Genomic DNA, 17,156 nt, shown 5'->3' with positions numbered 1-17,156 from the left:
AGTATTATGGGAATTTATACAATATCACATCAAAAAGTAGAAACAGAGGTACATAAAATCATTCAATACCTCGCCGCTACAGCAAATAGCTTTCTGCCTAAGAAAAAAGACGATAGTCATATCAACCTAAAATCATTGACGGGTTGTGGCTGTATAACCACAAGACCTTTAAACCAAAACAATGATGTTTTAGCTTTTAGTTATTCATCCTTTTCAATAGAATGGTGGGTAGGAGATACTGCTAAAATTAAGTTTCCTTTACAAGGGAAGTCGCACAGCGAAGTCTTAAACTGGATAGGACTCAGAGCAATAGAAAGTGGTATTTCATTGCCTTTAAAATACGAAATGCATTACCAGTTGCCCTACAAAACCATAACCGATAATTACGTATATCATCTTGAAAATATACCAAGATTAAAGCAGATTATGCATTATAGACTTATGGCACACCTTGCGTTAGAAGACGCGCTTCAGGAATTTAAACCACATTCAGAAATTCGAGTCTGGCCACATCATTTTGATATTGCCTCGCTCTATACGTTCAATAAAAGGAAACGTCATAGTATAGGCTTAGGAATGGCACTTCCAGATGATAATTATTCAAACTTTTATCTATATGTAAAAGGTTACGCAGGAGAACTTGCTGTGAATGTAAATAATATATCTGAGTTAAAAAACGGCTATTGGAACACAACTTTTAATGGTGCTGTGCTTGAACTTAGTGATAAAAGCACAATCAAGGAAGGATATCAATTTTTTAAAGAAGCAACACATAAACTCAAAGCAGGAGGTAGGGTATGAATGAACTTTATTAATGGTCTTAAATTTCGTAAAGTTCGCTTTCGCGAAAGCGAACGATGGAGCTTTAGGACTGCAAGGAGAGTGTAAAGGTAAGACGCAACACACTAATTAAACAGTAAAAGGAACAAGATATGGAAGCAATAAAACTTTTTGGAAAAGCTACTTGCCACAAATCTCAATTTTATAAGCAATGGCTTACTGATAATCACATACCGTATGATTTTTACGAACTGGAAAATAATGAAATGAATCAAGATTTTTTGACCCTATTTTATGCTAACGGACAGCAACATTTCCCAACCATTGTCATAGGGAACAAAACGTTGAGAAACCCTGAGGTAAGTAAAATTGGGAGACAGCTTATTACAGCTAGTGTAGAACAGTTAGAAGAAGGATATTCTGAAGTAAGTTTTAAACAGCAAAAGTATGCCGTGACCAAAAAAGTTTTTAATGACGGAAAGAGTGTAAAAGTTTATGCTCAAAACTTAAGCGATAATGATGTTATTTCATTCAACCTTTACTATACAAAAGCGGGAATACAGCTTAAGCCCTGTGAGATAACTGAGGAGAAAGTAACAAGATTTTTAAAGCAATACCGATACACAAACTATGGGGCGAGTCTTTACTCAAAGCAAATGGGAAAAATGTATAATCACTTCGGAACTATGGATATTTCAAGAGCTGTGTAACCCTAAGATATTTGTGCATCACTAAAACATAACTACAAAAACCAATAAAAATGAACACATTAAAATTATACGGAGCCGATTGGTGTCCCGATTGCCGAAGGGCAAAAGCATACTTAAAAGAAAACAACATTCCCTTTGACTTTATTGATGTGGATTTAGATGAAAGCGCCACACGCCTGATTGAAACAATCAATAACGGAAAGCGTATTATCCCAACCATAGATTTAAATGGGACCACCTATACCAACCCAAATAATGCAGAGCTTGCAGATGTTTTAGGTATTAATGATGCAGGCGTTGTACAGTTGTTCGGCGCAGACTGGTGCCCAGACTGTCGCAGAGCAAAAAGTTACCTTGCAGATAATGGGGTCAACTTTCAATTTATAGATGTAGATGAGCACAAGTGGGCAACGGATGCGGTTGAAAAAATAAACAACGGAAAGCGTATCATACCTACCGTGTTAATAGACGGAAAACCACATACTAATCCTGATAACGCCACTTTAAAAGCATTGTTGAATATCGATGTAAAAAAAGAACATAAGGTATATGATACGATAATCATCGGTGGTGGTGCCGCAGGATTGACGACTGCTATTTATGCGCAGCGCGACCGTTTTGATAGCATCATTTTAGAAAAGAAAACTATTGGCGGCAATGCTTTTTTAACACAAACCATTGAAAACTATCCTGGTTTTACAAATATTTCTGGTCCAGATTTAATGGATAAAATGGAAGAACAAGCCCGAACCTACGGCGCAACCATAGCCACAGGAGTTGATGTGGAATCCATTGAAAAGAAGGACAATAAATTCTATGTAAAATCTGCTACCGAGACTTACATTGGTCGTAGTGTTGTGGCGGCTACGGGGTCAACCTATAGACGTTTGCATATTCCTGGAGAAGAGGAATTAATAGGCTCTGGAGTGCATTTTTGTGCTACCTGTGATGGAGCATTTTATCGCGATAGAACTGTCGTAGTTGTAGGTGGAGGAAACAGCGCCCTAGAAGAGGGCATCTTCTTGTCCAGCTTTGCTAAAGAGGTGAAGATTGTACACCGTTCCGAAGCATTTACGGCATCACCTACATATACCGAGAAACTGCCCAAAATGGATAATGTACAAACGTATATGAACAAAACTTCCTTAGAATTTGTGTCAGATGATAAGGACCAGTTTGTCGGGTTAAAAGTGAAAGACAACGCTACAGGAGAAGAAGAACTTATCGAGGGAGATGGCACGTTTATTTTCATCGGATTAATTCCAAATACAAAAGTTTTTGAAAACGTAATAGACTTAAATAAGCAAGGGTTTATCACCTCAACCGGCTTGGCAAAAACCTCTGTAGAGGGCATTTTTGCGGCGGGTGATTGTCGTGAAGGAGCCATAGCTCAAGTGGCAGCAGCTACTGGAGAAGGTGTGCTTGCCAGTTATGGTCTTAAAGATTACTTAAAGCACTAAGCAATGCAAGAGTGGTATGTACCCATAACCATTTTACCAGGTATCTGTTTGCTCATTCTATCTACTTCAAATATTATGATAGACTTGAGCAGAGAGATAAAGTCACTTATTAATGAAAATGAAGGGGATGCTTCCACTTTAATTGAACGTAAACTAAAGCAGCTTAAACTCATTAACAGTGCCATGGCACTACTGTATTTATCGGTAGTAAGTTTTGTGCTTTCGGCACTCTTTTCTGGACTAAAGGAAAACGTGGGTTGGAATTTTCAAGGAGATATTTATGTGCTCTTTTTAGGAATATTGGTAGCAATACTAGCACTTTTAAGCTTGATGTTATATTCTTTTAGAGCAGTAAGACTAAGGCAAGACCAGTACCATAAAAATTGTTAGAAACTATAATGAACCCGTTAATGAATTCAATACTTAAAACTAAGAATAGTAAAAAACGCACTTTACTTTGAAATGAAAAATGTACAATGTTAAAGGAGTACCCTATGTCTTAGCGCCTAGATAAAAATGCTCTTTTTAAACTGTAAATAATTAGTAACCATAAATAATTTAATAACCAATAAATACAAACATTATGAAATTTATCACAAAAAAAATCCATTCGTACTTAGATTACCCAGTAGCAATCTCTTTAATTGCGTTGCCATTTTTATTAAATTTAGGAGAATCCAATCCCATAGCCTTTTACCTTTCAGTTGTAGTAGGTTTTGCCGCCTTGATTTTGACTATCCTTACAGACCATCAAACAGGTCTTTTCCCTGTTATCTCATACCGTTTGCATTTACTCGTAGACGGCGCGGTAGCAGTATTATTTATTTTGGCACCATTTATTTTTTCTTTTGAAGGGATTGACGCTTACTTCTACTGGATTAACGGTGCTGCCGTGCTACTAGTGGTCTCACTTCATAAAAAAGAAGTTCAATACCCTGTTATGCAAGCATAAAAAAGCTTTTACACAAAATAAAGCCTGTTTTCTAAAGTCATAAATTGATTTTTAGGAGACAGGCTTTTTAAGTTTTATGCTTTTGCGAAAGCGAACCTTGTGAGGCCTTCTACCCGTAGGTGAGGTTGACATCCATTGGGAGCGTGATGCTATAAATAAAGACTGAGATGCACAGTATTATTAGGAGCACCAACAAATAAAGCAAACAGCATAACCCCATAATCACGGGAGAAAGCAAAGCAAATCTACTTTAAAAAATATGAGTCATTAAAGACTAAGAGAGAAGTAGTAAAGAGTAACTAAGTCATAAAGTTAAATCACCATAATACACGCTATTTATATACTCACACGCTTCATTTTACACAAGTGATATAGAATCATAATAATAACGATAAAATTGCTCTATAGTAGTATTTGACAAATCTAAATGATACTCACAAATGTGCATCTTGAAGGTTTTATGGTACTTTTGCTCATCATTTTATACGAAAGTGAATAATGTACAATTTTGGAGGAATAACCTCTATTTCAACCCCTTGATAACGACGCTATATTTGGATTATAAATAATTAATAATCATAAAAAAACAATATTATGCGATTTATCACAAAAAAAATTCACTCGTACTTAGATTATCCCGTAGCAGTCTCTTTAATGACCCTACCCTTTTTATTAGGCTTAGGAGAATCTAATCCTATTGCTCTTTATCTTTCTGTAATAGTAGGTGTTGCAGCTTTAGGTCTGACAATACTCACTGACCACCATACAGGGCTGCTCCCTATTATCTCATACCGTTTACACTTGCTTGTAGATGGTGCGGTAGCCGTATTATTCATTTTGGCACCATTTATTTTTTCTTTTGAAGGACTTGACGCTTATTTCTATTGGATTAATGGTGCTGCCGTACTACTAGTTGTTTCTTTACATAAAAAGGAAGCTTAAAAACTCTGTATAACAGCGTAAAACTTAGATATACAATAAAGCCTACCCCCTAAAATCAGTTAATGACTTTAGGGGGTAGGCTTTTTAAGTTTTACGCTTTCGCGAAAGCAAATCACAAAACGTTCAACTAAAGAGAAAACAATAAAAACACGGCTAGCTTCAATAACTTTAAAAATAACGGCAGCAAAAAATATTGAAATTATCATATTATATTCAACTACTTTTATCTTCTAAAAAACTTCTATGAAAATACCCCGTACATTCAAATCAAACAAAGAGAAACTTTTATAGGCTTGGATGCTTAAATAGGTATGGTTATATTTCTAATGAAGTGTTACTATGTTTAAACGCAAAGCGATTTATTTTTTATATTTATAAACAAAATACAACTCTTATTATATATGAAATTAGATTATTCAAGTTTAAAAGATGAAAGTCTGTTAACGTTAACCGATTTTAGCTGTGGACCTGCGATGAATCTTTTAAATAGAAAGGGATTGTATAAGATACTTTGGGCAAAAGACAGAGATACTACCATTATAGTAGATGGGTATAGATTACAAATAAAAAAGAATCAGGTTGCATTTTGTACGCCGCTCAATATTGTCGAGATGGAAAAAGATGCTGGACTTACTGCAGTAATTTTTAATCGTGAGTTTTACTGCATACGCGACCACGATACAGAGGTATCTTGCCAAGGGTTTCTATTCTTTGGTTCTTCGCTACCGCCTGTGATTACCTTATGTGAAAAAGATGTAGCGAGTTTTGAGGCGATGTTTCTTATCCTACGAGAAGAGTTTGAAACAAAGGACCATATTCAAGGCGAAATGCTTCGCTCTATACTAAAACGTTTGCTCATTAAAGCAACTCGATTAATTAAAATAGAAAATTCTGAAGAAGATATTCCTAAACCACAATATGATATGGTGCGACAGTACCATCTTTTAGTAGAACAGAATTTTAGAGAAAAACATCAGGTAGCAGACTATGCAGAAATGCTCTTTAAATCACCCAAAACACTTTCCAATTTATTTAAAAAATCTGGAGATAAATCACCTTTAAAAGTCATTAATGAACGTATTGTCTTAGAGGCTAAAAGACTACTCTTTTATTCTGATAAAACTGCTGAGGAGATAGGCTATGAAGTAGGGTTTTCTGAGCCTGCGCATTTCTCTAAGTTTTTTAAAAATCAAGTAGGTTCACCACCTTCCACATTCAAAAAACAGTTTAAAGAGAGTTTGTAATTACTCCTCTTACTCCGTGTTAATAAAAGAAGCCCAAGAAAAGTCTATAGGTGCATCAAAAAACACTAGTGATGAGATTTGCCATCATAAACTGACCTATAAGTATATTAATATCCATAATACTGGCTTTTGACCAACCGTTGTCAAAAAATTCAAGAATAGTCTTGCGATTCAAGTTTCCTCTATGAGCAATAGTTTTTTGTGAATTTAGCCAAAGCGTTTAATTTTTTACTAAGTCAAGAAGTACCTATTCTAAATTCAATAATAGTACTTTCGGTTAATTCTAATTTCTTACTCTTTTCTTTTAAATACGATACCCAATAATGAGATTTATTTGTTTCACTAACCACAAAACCTACAAGAAGCTTTTCGATTTCATTTAGACTTGTTTTTGCTCTTGACAGTTTACCGTATTTCTCTAGTTGGTTTTCAGAGTAGGTAAGTATTTTGTGAAAATTGGGTATAAAATTGTGTTCTTTTCAACTATTTTTAATTCTTTAATAGATTTCTCGGATAATTACTATTTTGAAAATTGCTTTTCACTTTTTTTAATTAGGTATCCGTTTGGTAATTATTTCTATACAAAGATGTGCTAAGTTGTATCTTAATGAAATATTAAAACCGTCCTTATACTCAGATGTTTTTCTTAAAAAATATTGGTTGTTAGTTGTTTGTGATAAACCAAAAAGAACAGCTCACCTATGGCGAGCTGTTGAGAGTAAAACTGCATAATTTAGGGATTATGCAAATGCAGTTTCTAATGGGGCAACAACAGGAAAATCTACAGGTATTCTCGTCGTGTTGTTTATGTAATTTGAGATGGTTTTATCGCCCACTAAAGAAATAGTATCTATCAAATTTTCTTTAGTCCAACCAGCATCAAAGAAATTTTTTAGAACACTGGCGTCTGTATTACCACGATTTTCTGTAATGTTTTTTGCAAGTTTTGCCAATGCAAATCTTGGGAAAGTAAAAACACCCAATTTTGTTATTACAAAAGAAGGTAAATTATTGAAGCAAGGTTTATATGGAAGGCAAATGATAATATGTCATAAAACGATTACAAAAAAGAGGATTGAACATCAGCGATAAGAAACTTAGTGACCTTTTCAAAAATCCTTTCTACTGTGGTTTAATAGTTAACAGCCTTATTCCAGAAGAGATAGTAGAGGGTTAACATGTAGCTCTTATTAGTCGTCAAGTATTTCTCAAAATTCACTAACCTTCTCAATGCTGGAGCCGAAACTAGAAATTACAGAAGAGACGATAAAAACTGGGTCAATTACATTTTCTGGGGATCAGGCAAATAATTTCTGGAGTCTAAAGAGGAAAAATTGAATATCTCTTACGCCTCTTTGATTGGCTCTAAATAGTTTAATTTTAGAATTAAATGATTCAGCATTGGCATTTGTATTTCTATTATCAAAGAAATTCAAGATCGTCTTAAGATGATATTTAATACTATTTCCAGCTGTATTGAAGTTTTTAAATTCTAATACTTTTGTATACTCAAGCCAGAGTTCAAACCTTTTTTTGGCACTTACTTTAGATGTCTCTTCATAAATACTTCTAAACTCTAGAGTATGTCTATAAGCCTTTTCAATGTTTGGGTAGAGTTTGAACATTAATTCAGCTCTTTGTTTTTGATTATTAGTCCAATCGCTTGGTTTTTTAGCTATAACATATCTGCACCTAGCCAAGAGTTGCTTTTTTGTATCACCATTAGATAAGAGTATTGGTTTGTATTTCTCGCCTTTTTTTTTAGCATCCTCAATGGCTTTGTTTTCATCTTCTATAGCTTTCCATCTATGTTGTATCCTAACATGCTGTAAAGCTTCTGTTACCAGTTTTACGACATGGAATCTATCTGTGACAATTTTAGCATTAGGAAAACAGATCTTAGCTGTTAAATTCATATTATTAGCCATATCCAGAGTGACTTCTTTGACCTGTTTACGTTTTTCTAAAGGTATTTTTTCAATAGCAGCTACAAGATCTTGGCTTCTGACTCCTTTCACACAAGCTACCAACGTACCTTGTTTGCCGCGCCCATTCTTATTGGTTAAATACGTGTAGATCTCTCCTTTAGATAGGCTTACTTCATCAAGGCTTAAATAGGCCCCTATGTTATCTGGATAAATCAGATAATCTTCGCAATGTGGCTTTTGTTTCCACTTATCAAATCCGCTGATTTGTTTTTTATAATGGCGTTGTAGAGTCCGCGAGTAGATACAGTAATAACTTGCTATATTACTTATCGTATCTTCTCGGGTCTCTACCTGTAGCTTTTAAAAAAGCTGAGAGTTCAGATGTTAATTTACTGCCCTGTGCTATGAATGAGTAATCATTTTTAATCTCTATACGCTTAGTCTTTTTATCACGCCAACGCCTAGTCTTTATATGAAGATAAACAGCCTTGCCTCGCATGGGAAAGTCTTGTATTTGTTTGCTGCTAATAAATCCTTTAGACTCGTATTCTTGCTTTGAATACCCTGGAGGCAATGTATTCTTTTCTTCTAGGTAAATATGGAATGTATCTTTTTTTGAGTAAATATATCCTAATTCCTTGAAAGCTGTAATCGTAAAATAATCAAGTAAATCCGATGGCAATAGTGCCGATAATATTTCTAAATGCAATCGATCTGTTTTATACGCCTAAGATAACTAATCCCCATAAATTATCGTTGAGCCATGAAAACGGGAACTTTCAAAATAATATTGAAAACTCCCGTTTAGCGACCTCGAAGGGATTCGAACCCCCAACCCTCAGAGCCGAAATCTGATGCGCTATCCAGTTGCGCCACGAGGCCATTGTAAAATTCTTGTGCAAATGTATTGTTTATTGACTAACCACAATAAATTCTGACCTACGATTTAATTGATGTTCTTCTTCTGAGCATTCTACTCCATTAGAACATTGATTTACCAATTCCTTCTCTCCATAACCTTCACCTGTAATTCTACTAGCATCTATCCCTTTACTAATAATATATGCTACAGTAGATTGCGCCCTTCTATCCGAAAGTAACAAATTATAAGCGTCACGCCCTCTACTATCTGTATGAGATCTTGCACTAATTTTCATAGTAGGTATTTGACGCATTGCAGAAACTACTTTTAAAAGTTCGAGAGCTGCATCTGGACGAATGTCTGATTTATTAAAGTCAAAATAAATAGGTTTGAGATCCAGCAGTTTTGCTAAATCATCCCCTAGTTTCACCTCTGTCACTCTTTTCTCTAATTCAAGATCTCTGGTAAGTGTCTCATTTGCAGAAGGTGTTGTTATGAGCGCTTCCTTAGAATAATATAGATCAGCGCTAGCTCTCACTATATAACGCTCATTACAACTAGTCATAAAAGAATATTGACCATTTTTAGAAACAGTCACTTCTTCTATTAACTCATTATCTTGATTTAACAATTGTACTTGAGCATCAGAAATAATTTCTTTCGTGTCTTGATCTTTAATAACTCCTTTTATTGTGATATCACAAGTAGGTTCAGGCAATTCTTTTTGCACAAATTTATAGATATCATCACTTCCCATACCACTTTTTCTACTAGATGAGAAAAAACCTGTTTTTGTACTATCATTCACAATAAAAGCAAAATCATCACTAGAACTATTGATAGGATTCCCAAGACTTAGTATCGTAACTTCTTCTTCAGATGGATGTGTTATGTAAATGTCTAATCCTCCTAAACCAGGATGACCATCTGACGCAAAATAAAGATGACCAGAATCACTTATATAAGGAAAAGATTCTCTTCCTTCTGTATTAATAGGTCTTCCTAAGTTTTCAGGGGTTCCATAGGTTGTCTCTCCCGAAGCTTCGTCATCAATAAGTGCTACTCGCCAAATATCTGAAGAGCCAACAGTACCTGGCATATCTGATGCAAAGTATAAGAATTTGCCATCCTTGCTTAATGTAGGATGCGCACAGGAATATTCTTTATCATTAAAAGGCAACTCCGCAGCCCTACTCCAACCTTTCTTAGTTTTTATTGTTTTGTAAATTTTAAGCTTGTTAACACCTTCAGTAGATTTACCGTATGTGTTTTCTGTATAATTATTTCTGGTAAAATACATGGTATTTCCATCTTCTGAAAAACAACTAGTACTCTCGTGAAATTTTGTGTTTAACTTTTTAACAAACTCCTTAGGAGGTGTGAGGCTACCATCTTCTTTAATAGTAGACCAATATAAGTCTAAGAAGGGCTGATTATTCCATTTATGGATTCTTCTTGAAAACACCCCTGTATCTCTAGCAGAAGCAAAAACTAACTGGTTTTTATAGTACGCAGGACCAAAATCAGAATAACGAGAATTAATCTCGCGTATCATATCTACTTTATAATCGCTTTTCTTATATCCGCTTACAGAAACATAATCAGGCTGTGCTATAAATAATTTAGCTCTATAATCTTCCCCTCCTAAAGAAGCAAACAAATGCATTGCCTCATCAGCTTTTGCATATTCTTTTACAGCCCTTAATGTTTGGGAATATCTAAAATAAAATTCTTTAGAAACGGAATCTTTATACTTCTGAGAAATCTTTGTATACCACTCTTCAGCTTCTGCGTATTTTGCATTAAAATAATATGCATCTGCAATACGGGTATACATCTTAAAAGACTCATACCCCTCTGATGCTAAATCCTTATAGATTTTTATAGCATCTATATATGCATATTGTGAAAACTTTTTGTCTGCTCGTGCTAGTTTAGATTGCTGCCCAAAACTAGATCCTATACATACTAACATTACTAATAATGTTAATCGTAAACACATTCTCTTACTCATTGTAATGATTCATGATTAATAACAATGGGGGAGTAGCTTATTATTTTGACTGTAAAGATATTAAATTAGTTAAGTATATACCTTAGAACTAGTTAAGTTTAGTTTTCACAATTTTAGCAATGGTACCACCATCAGCTTTTCCTGCTACTTTTGCATTTACTTGTCCCATTACTTTACCCATATCTTTCATACCAGCAGCACCCGTAGCGGCAATAACCTCATCTACAATAGCAGCAATGGCATCCTCACTCATTTGTTCTGGAAGGAATTGAGCAATCACCTCAGCTTGAGCTAGTTCTGGATCGGCTAAATCGGCGCGTCCTTGTTCGTTAAAAATTTTCGCACTATCCTTACGTTGCTTAACAAGTTTTTGTAATAGTTTAAGTTCTTGCTCTTCTGTTAGTTCTTCTTTAGCTCCACTTTCAGTTTGTGCCAATAGTATCGCAGATTTCACAGCGCGCAAAGAGGTTAAAGCATTTTGATCTTTTGCCTTCATTGCTTCTTTCATCGCTGTCATTATAGCTGTTTGTAAACTCATATTTTTTTGCTTTCGCGAAAGCGTATATAAACGCCTTCTTATTAGGATTGCGAAGATAAAAAAGAAACCTGAAAGCTATGGTATAACTCTCAGGTTTCAGGTCTATCAAGTTGGCTCTTTCTCTAATCTACATTATCGTGTAAAAAAGAATTATTACTACGTAACTGTATATCTTCATTCTCATCTGTAGATAAGGTAGTACGTGATAAGTTTCCTTCCTTATCTGGTGTTTTATCATCTAGATCAATCCCCATACGTTTATACGCAGGTTGTTTCTCTATTTCTTCAATACGTGATTGATTGTGATGGAACTTATAATTAAATTCCTTCATCTTACGTTTACGCTCTGCAGCGCGATCGACTAAAAGTTTAGAAATAGGACTATTCATAGGGTCTACTTCTTCTTCTTTTTCATCTTCTGGAGTTACCTCTGGCGCAATTGTTTTCTTTTCAAATACAATGGTTTCCTCTTCTACTTGTGTGTCTTCAGATGCCTTTGCTGCAGCAAGACTATCTTCTACCTCCATATAGTCTTCTAAGCTGTAACGCTTTTCTCCTTCAGTAGAAAGTTCTGTTACTGGAATAATCTCAATAGGATCTTTTACCTCTATAGCTTCAATATCTTCTTCAAGTTCAAAAAGAACAGGAGCTTCTGTCACTTCTTCTTTCTTTACAGGTTCTTCTTCTGCATGCATAGGAAGATCAAATGATAACATTCCGGTAACTTCTTCTTGAGCTGGGGGTGTTTCTTCAACGATAGTCTCCTCTTGACGAACCGTAGTGTCTATGATTTCAAAATCATCTTCAGATACAGCAAGCACCTCTTCATATACCACATCAATATCTCTGATAACATCTGTAGTAGGTATCATTTTTAAATCTACCGCTTCTTTCTTAACAAGAACAGCAGGTTTTTCTTCAAAGTCGTCTAAGTCTAATGTGTGTACTATTTTTTCTGGTACTACTGGCACTACAACTTCTGGAGTAACTTCTTGAATATCTTCTAAGATAGTCGTTGTTTCTTGAGTAGTAGCTTCTGGCATTAAATCATGCTGTGCCTTTTGCTCTTCTTCAAGTGTATGTATAATTTTTTTAGACTCAATATTTACAATATCATCTTGTTGTTCTACATTAAATCCTGTTGCTATAATTGTAACAGAAATAGCTTCTCCAAGCGCTTCATCTTCACCAACACCCATAATAATATTTGCACTATTACCTGCTTCTGCTTGGATATGATCATTAATCTCTCCGATCTCATCTATAGTGATCTCATCACTTCCTGATACGATAAGTAATAATACATTTTTAGCACCTGTAATCTTATTGTCATTAAGTAATGGAGAATCCAATGCCTTTGTAATTGCTTCAAAAGCACGATTAGATCCACTCGCTGTAGAGCTTCCCATGATAGCAGTCCCACTATTACTCAATACAGTTTTAGCATCACGAAGGTCAATATTTTGTGTATAGTGATGTGTAATTACTTCTGCAATACCTCTAGAAGCTGTGGCAAGTACTTCATCTGCTTTACTAAAACCAGCTTTAAAACCAAGGTTTCCGTATACTTCTCTTAGTTTATTGTTATTAATAACAATAAGAGAGTCTACTTGAGAACGTAAACGATCTACCCCTCGTTGTGCCTGTTCATTACGCATCTTACCTTCAAACTGAAAAGGAATGGTTACAATCCCTACGACAAGGATTTCCATTTCTCTAGCCATTTTTGCAATTACTGGTGCAGCTCCTGTTCCTGTACCACCACCCATTCCAGCAGTAATAAAAATCATCTTCGTATTAGTGCCTAGCATTTCTTTAATATCTGCTTCACTCTCGATAGCAGCCTGCTCTCCCACTTCAGGGTTTGCTCCAGCCCCAAGACCTTCTGTAAGCCCTACTCCCAATTGTATTTTAATAGGCACTGTACTATTTTCTAATGCCTGTGCATCTGTATTGCATATCACAAAATCCACCCCTTTTATACCTTGGTGAAACATGTGATTTATTGCATTACTTCCTCCTCCTCCTACACCAATAACCTTTATAACATTACTCTGGTTTTTAGGTAGATCAAATGTAATTCCATCAAATTCTGTCGTACTCATATTTTTGATTTTAGCCCCTTTATTACTTTTTTCGTTTCCGCTTTCGTACTTCGACTAAGCTCAGCATAAACTTCTGCGTCACTGTATTCCTTGAAAGCGTATATATTTTATTTTATTTTAATTAACCTGTTATGCGTCGTACTTAGCAACTACTCTGCATTATCTAAAAAGTCTTTAAACTTTTCTGCCCATCGATCAAAAATGCTCTTCTTGGGCGCTGTTGGAGTTTGAATAGTCTCTTTAGGAGATGTATCAATCTCTTCATTTATTAGTGTTTCTTCTTGCACATCTTTAACCTCTTCTTCTGCGCTATTGTACAGTCCTTGCTCAAGACTATTCATAACAAGTCCTACTGCTGTTGCAAACAACGGACTCGTGGTTTCAGAATCGCTATCACCAGCTAAATGTTCATTAGGATATCCGATACGTGTATCCATCCCTGTAATATATTCTACTAATTGCTTGAGGTGTTTTAATTGAGAGCCTCCTCCTGTTAATACAATCCCAGCAATTAATTTTTTCTTTTGCTCTTCATGACCATAATTCTTTATCTCTAGGTATACTTGCTCAATAATCTCTACAACCCTAGCATGTATAATTTTAGATAAGTTCTTTAATGTAATTTCTTTAGGATCACGTCCTCTAAGTCCTGGAATAGAAACAATCTCATTGTCTTTATTTTCTCCTGGCCAAGCAGATCCAAATTTTATCTTTAAAAGCTCTGCTTGTTTTTCAATGATAGAACAGCCTTCTTTTATATCTTCAGTAATCACATTTCCTCCAAAAGGTATCACCGCAGTATGACGTATAATACCATCTTTAAAAATAGCGAGATCAGTTGTTCCACCTCCTATATCGATAAGGGCAACCCCTGCTTCTTTTTCTTCCTGACTCAATACAGCATCTGCCGATGCTAGTGGTTCTAATGTAATTCTATCTAAATTTAATCCTGCACTTTTTACACAACGTCCTATATTTCGAATAGAAGCTACTTGCCCCACTACGACATGAAAATTAGCCTCTACACGACCTCCATACATTCCTACAGGCTCTTTAATTTCGCTTTGGCCATCTACTTTGTATTCTTGTGGCAACACATGAATAATTTCTTCTCCAGGTAACATGACCAATTTATGCACCTGATTGCATAAAGCATCAATATCATTACTATCTATAACAGCATCTGCATTTGTTCTAGTGATATAATCACTATGCTGCAAACTTCGTATGTGTTGTCCTGCAATACCAACAACAACATCTTTAATCTTAATACCAGATACACTCTCTGCATCTTGAACAGCTTGTTGAACAGATTGTATCGTTTGGGTAATATTATTTACAACACCACGATGCACTCCTAAACTTTTAGATTTTCCAATCCCTAGAATCTCAACTTTATTATATTCATTGTAACGACCTATCATAGCTACAATCTTTGTTGTACCTATATCTAGTCCTACTGCGATATTTTGTTGTTCCATATTACTATCGTTTAGAGTGTATACTAAAAGTACATACTCATGACCCCTTATACTTTTTTACAAACCACTTGATTAGCATATTTAAGATTAATGAGCTTATATACACTTAGTGTTTTGTCTTTTGTTGCTTTCTGATAGAAAGCTTTATAATTGTTAAGCTTATGTTCTAAGCTTGTTACTTCTCCCAATACAATTTTATAGTTCAATTTTCTAGGGATAAGTACATATTGATTGTCTTTTTGTTTATTGACACCAATAATGTGTTTATTTAGAAAATCATCATTTTTTATATATAAAATCAACTGTGTTATTGTAGGTATATCTTTTTTAGTAATTCCATTTACAATAGGTACTCGCGCCGAAAAATTCTCAGAGAGCGGCATTTCCTCTCCTTCTTGATCTATATAAAATGAAGTATTACCATATACACGAGCGATAGGCTTTCGCTGTTCAATAGCGACTCCTACTGTTCCTGCTACGGTAACATAAACATCTGCATTTTTGACAATTGGATGCGACTTCACTCGCGATTCCATCTCATTCAAAGCTAATTTTTCTTTAGGCATACCCGTAACATTGCCTTCACTTTGTATTAACAATTTATCAACGGTATTTCTGGTCACAAAAGGAGTACTTTCATCTTCAAATTGAATGGCTACTTTAGCTACCGTTCTCGTACTATTACGATGTGATGCAAATGCATACAAAAGCACTGTCAATAACAGTAACCCAGATAACTTTATGTAATTCCAGTTAATACGCATTTTTAAAGAATTCAGTTACTTTCAATATTTCTACTCCTATATCTCCAGCCCCCATCATCACTATAACTTTCTGAGAAGCTTTTTTTATATTTTCTAATAGATGCTCTTTTGTTACTAATCGTTTTTTTTCAAGTTTTATTTTTTCTAACAACACTTTACTTGTTACACCTTCAATAGGCAACTCTCTTGCCGGATATATATCTAACAGAAAGACTTCATCAAATTGCGAAAGTTGCACTGCGAAATCTTCCATAAAATCTTGTGTCCGACTAAACAAATGTGGTTGAAAAACAGCTAATACTGGTATCTCAGGATACATTTCTTTCACACTTTGATATACCGCCGCTATTTCTGTAGGATGATGTGCATAATCATCAATAAGCACTTTATGTTCTGATTTGATCCTGTATGTAAATCTTCTATTTACTCCAGAAAAACTCCATAAAGCTTTGGGTAGCAATTCGGTCGGGGAACCATAGAGCATTGCCATACCCAAAGCTGTTATTGCATTAGACAGATTGTGTCTGCCTGGTAGGTTAAATTGCATTTGAGATATCACCCCATCAGGGTGTTTAAAATCAAAGTGATAACATCCATTTTCTACAACGACATTCTGAGCACTATACATAGCGTCATCTTCTATTCCTACAGTAAGTCCATCTACTGGTAATCCATTTTGAACAAAAAGTTTTTCTTTCGAAACCAGATTGCCAAATTCTTTAAAAGTATCTTCTAAGGTTGCGGCATCTCCATAAATATCAAGGTGATCTGCATCCATAGACGTAATACATGCAATATCTGGGGTCAATTGCAAGAAAGAACGATCAAATTCGTCTGCTTCTACAACAATCACATCATTCCCCTTCTGAATTAAATTTCCATTATAATTATTTGTAATACCACCTATAAAAGCAGTAACAGGCGCACCAGTTTCTGCAAGTAAATGTCCTAAAATACTAGAAGTTGTGGTTTTTCCATGCGTGCCGGCTACAGCTAAACTATAATGTGCGTTTGCTATCATCCCTAGCACTTCTGCTCTTTTTTTGATGGTGTATCCGCTTTCGCGAAAGCGTACCAATTCCCCAAATTCTTTAGGCACCGCAGGGGTATAGATCACCAATGTGTTTTCTGGACCATAAGTAGCATCTACAACATCTTCTTTATCGTCAAAGTGAACAGCAATACCCGCATTTTCTAATGAATTTGTAACAGCACTAGGTGTTTTATCATAACCAGTAACATGTTTTCCGCTTTTATGGAAATAAAATGCAAGGGCACTCATACCTATCCCACCAATACCGATGAAATAAAAATGCTGTATGTCTTTTAATGCGTTCATATATATTTCATTTTCGCTTTCGCGAAAACTTCATTCT

16 protein-coding genes and 1 tRNA gene are annotated in these 17,156 nt (G+C 35.2%); 7 read left to right on the top strand and 10 right to left on the bottom strand.

The features are described 5' to 3' along the window. Positions 1 to 6 precede the first annotated feature (6 nt). The 7 genes from Q1A01_RS05335 (at position 7) to Q1A01_RS05305 (ending at position 6,088) form a co-directional block, all read left to right on the top strand. A complete protein-coding gene (locus Q1A01_RS05335) occupies positions 7 to 801 on the top strand; it encodes a hypothetical protein (RefSeq protein ID WP_299677102.1) in 795 nt (264 codons plus the stop codon). 131 nt (positions 802 to 932) lie between these two features. Beyond that, complete coding sequence (locus tag Q1A01_RS05330; RefSeq protein ID WP_299677099.1) at positions 933 to 1,490, top strand: glutaredoxin domain-containing protein; 558 nt, start codon at positions 933 to 935, stop codon at positions 1,488 to 1,490. Positions 1,491 to 1,540: 50 nt separating this feature from the next. After that, positions 1,541 to 2,950, top strand: a complete 1,410-nt coding sequence (locus Q1A01_RS05325; RefSeq protein ID WP_299677096.1) for an FAD-dependent oxidoreductase — start codon at positions 1,541 to 1,543, stop codon at positions 2,948 to 2,950. 3 nt (positions 2,951 to 2,953) lie between these two features. Next, positions 2,954 to 3,340, top strand: a complete 387-nt coding sequence (locus Q1A01_RS05320) for a DUF2721 domain-containing protein (protein ID WP_299677093.1) — start codon at positions 2,954 to 2,956, stop codon at positions 3,338 to 3,340. 193 nt (positions 3,341 to 3,533) lie between these two features. Further along, complete coding sequence (locus Q1A01_RS05315; protein ID WP_299677090.1) at positions 3,534 to 3,902, top strand: hypothetical protein; 369 nt, start codon at positions 3,534 to 3,536, stop codon at positions 3,900 to 3,902. A 594-nt stretch (positions 3,903 to 4,496) separates the two neighbouring features. Beyond that, a complete protein-coding gene (locus tag Q1A01_RS05310; RefSeq protein ID WP_299677087.1) occupies positions 4,497 to 4,844 on the top strand; it encodes a hypothetical protein in 348 nt (115 codons plus the stop codon). A 401-nt stretch (positions 4,845 to 5,245) separates the two neighbouring features. Continuing rightward, a complete protein-coding gene (locus Q1A01_RS05305) occupies positions 5,246 to 6,088 on the top strand; it encodes a helix-turn-helix domain-containing protein (protein WP_299677084.1) in 843 nt (280 codons plus the stop codon). A 740-nt stretch (positions 6,089 to 6,828) separates the two neighbouring features. Here Q1A01_RS05305 and Q1A01_RS05300 read toward each other — a convergent pair. The 10 genes from Q1A01_RS05300 to murC all read right to left on the bottom strand — a co-directional run bounded on the left by Q1A01_RS05300 (position 6,829) and on the right by murC (position 17,119). Further along, positions 6,829 to 7,071: a hypothetical protein gene (locus tag Q1A01_RS05300; protein ID WP_366520085.1), complete on the bottom strand. Its 243-nt coding sequence runs from the start codon at positions 7,069 to 7,071 to the stop codon at positions 6,829 to 6,831. A 315-nt stretch (positions 7,072 to 7,386) separates the two neighbouring features. After that, positions 7,387 to 8,214 (bottom strand): transposase, encoded by an 828-nt coding sequence (locus Q1A01_RS05295; RefSeq protein WP_299677375.1) that lies wholly within the window; start codon positions 8,212 to 8,214, stop codon positions 7,387 to 7,389. Between the two features lie 124 nt (positions 8,215 to 8,338). Continuing rightward, positions 8,339 to 8,725 carry a hypothetical protein gene (locus Q1A01_RS05290; RefSeq protein WP_299677081.1) on the bottom strand — a complete coding sequence of 129 codons (387 nt, stop codon included), beginning with the start codon at positions 8,723 to 8,725 and terminating at the stop codon, positions 8,339 to 8,341. 99 nt (positions 8,726 to 8,824) lie between these two features. Then, positions 8,825 to 8,898, bottom strand: a tRNA-Arg gene (locus tag Q1A01_RS05285). 29 nt (positions 8,899 to 8,927) lie between these two features. Continuing rightward, a complete protein-coding gene (locus Q1A01_RS05280; RefSeq protein WP_299677078.1) occupies positions 8,928 to 10,892 on the bottom strand; it encodes an OmpA family protein in 1,965 nt (654 codons plus the stop codon). Between the two features lie 88 nt (positions 10,893 to 10,980). Further along, on the bottom strand, positions 10,981 to 11,430 hold the full coding sequence (locus tag Q1A01_RS05275) for a GatB/YqeY domain-containing protein (RefSeq protein WP_299677075.1): 450 nt from the start codon (positions 11,428 to 11,430) through the stop codon (positions 10,981 to 10,983). A 122-nt stretch (positions 11,431 to 11,552) separates the two neighbouring features. Next, a complete protein-coding gene (gene ftsZ, locus Q1A01_RS05270; RefSeq protein ID WP_299677072.1) occupies positions 11,553 to 13,535 on the bottom strand; it encodes a cell division protein FtsZ in 1,983 nt (660 codons plus the stop codon). Between the two features lie 149 nt (positions 13,536 to 13,684). Continuing rightward, the gene (ftsA, locus tag Q1A01_RS05265) at positions 13,685 to 15,016 is read right to left on the bottom strand and encodes a cell division protein FtsA (RefSeq protein WP_299677070.1); all 1,332 of its coding nucleotides are present in this window, start codon (positions 15,014 to 15,016) and stop codon (positions 13,685 to 13,687) included. Positions 15,017 to 15,063: 47 nt separating this feature from the next. Next, positions 15,064 to 15,780, bottom strand: coding sequence for a hypothetical protein (locus Q1A01_RS05260; protein WP_299677068.1), 717 nt, complete (start codon positions 15,778 to 15,780; stop codon positions 15,064 to 15,066). Continuing rightward, entirely contained in the window at positions 15,770 to 17,119 is a 1,350-nt protein-coding gene (gene murC / locus Q1A01_RS05255) for a UDP-N-acetylmuramate--L-alanine ligase (protein ID WP_299677066.1), read from the bottom strand. Before murC ends, Q1A01_RS05260 begins: the two co-directional genes overlap by 11 nt. Between the last annotated feature and the right edge of the window lie 37 nt (positions 17,120 to 17,156).

Origin of the sequence: uncultured Dokdonia sp. (assembly GCF_947492815.1) — a bacterium.
Lineage (GTDB): Bacteria > Bacteroidota > Bacteroidia > Flavobacteriales > Flavobacteriaceae > Dokdonia.
The sequence above is the reverse complement of the archived record's forward strand: the minus strand, read 5'-3'. Positions and strand labels throughout refer to the sequence as shown.

Excerpts from the sequence above, each read along its gene's own strand:
- Q1A01_RS05335 (WP_299677102.1), top strand. The coding sequence starts at position 7 with ATGGGAATTTATACAATATCACATCAAAAAGTAGAAACAGAGGTACAT.
- Q1A01_RS05330 (WP_299677099.1), top strand. The coding sequence starts at position 933 with ATGGAAGCAATAAAACTTTTTGGAAAAGCTACTTGCCACAAATCTCAA.
- Q1A01_RS05325 (WP_299677096.1), top strand. The coding sequence starts at position 1,541 with ATGAACACATTAAAATTATACGGAGCCGATTGGTGTCCCGATTGCCGA.
- Q1A01_RS05320 (WP_299677093.1), top strand. The coding sequence starts at position 2,954 with ATGCAAGAGTGGTATGTACCCATAACCATTTTACCAGGTATCTGTTTG.
- Q1A01_RS05315 (WP_299677090.1), top strand. The coding sequence starts at position 3,534 with ATGAAATTTATCACAAAAAAAATCCATTCGTACTTAGATTACCCAGTA.
- Q1A01_RS05310 (WP_299677087.1), top strand. The coding sequence starts at position 4,497 with ATGCGATTTATCACAAAAAAAATTCACTCGTACTTAGATTATCCCGTA.
- Q1A01_RS05305 (WP_299677084.1), top strand. The coding sequence starts at position 5,246 with ATGAAATTAGATTATTCAAGTTTAAAAGATGAAAGTCTGTTAACGTTA.
- Q1A01_RS05280 (WP_299677078.1), bottom strand. The coding sequence starts at position 10,892 with ATGAGTAAGAGAATGTGTTTACGATTAACATTATTAGTAATGTTAGTA.
- Q1A01_RS05275 (WP_299677075.1), bottom strand. The coding sequence starts at position 11,430 with ATGAGTTTACAAACAGCTATAATGACAGCGATGAAAGAAGCAATGAAG.
- ftsZ (WP_299677072.1), bottom strand. The coding sequence starts at position 13,535 with ATGAGTACGACAGAATTTGATGGAATTACATTTGATCTACCTAAAAAC.
- ftsA (WP_299677070.1), bottom strand. The coding sequence starts at position 15,016 with ATGGAACAACAAAATATCGCAGTAGGACTAGATATAGGTACAACAAAG.
- Q1A01_RS05260 (WP_299677068.1), bottom strand. The coding sequence starts at position 15,780 with ATGCGTATTAACTGGAATTACATAAAGTTATCTGGGTTACTGTTATTG.
- murC (WP_299677066.1), bottom strand. The coding sequence starts at position 17,119 with ATGAACGCATTAAAAGACATACAGCATTTTTATTTCATCGGTATTGGT.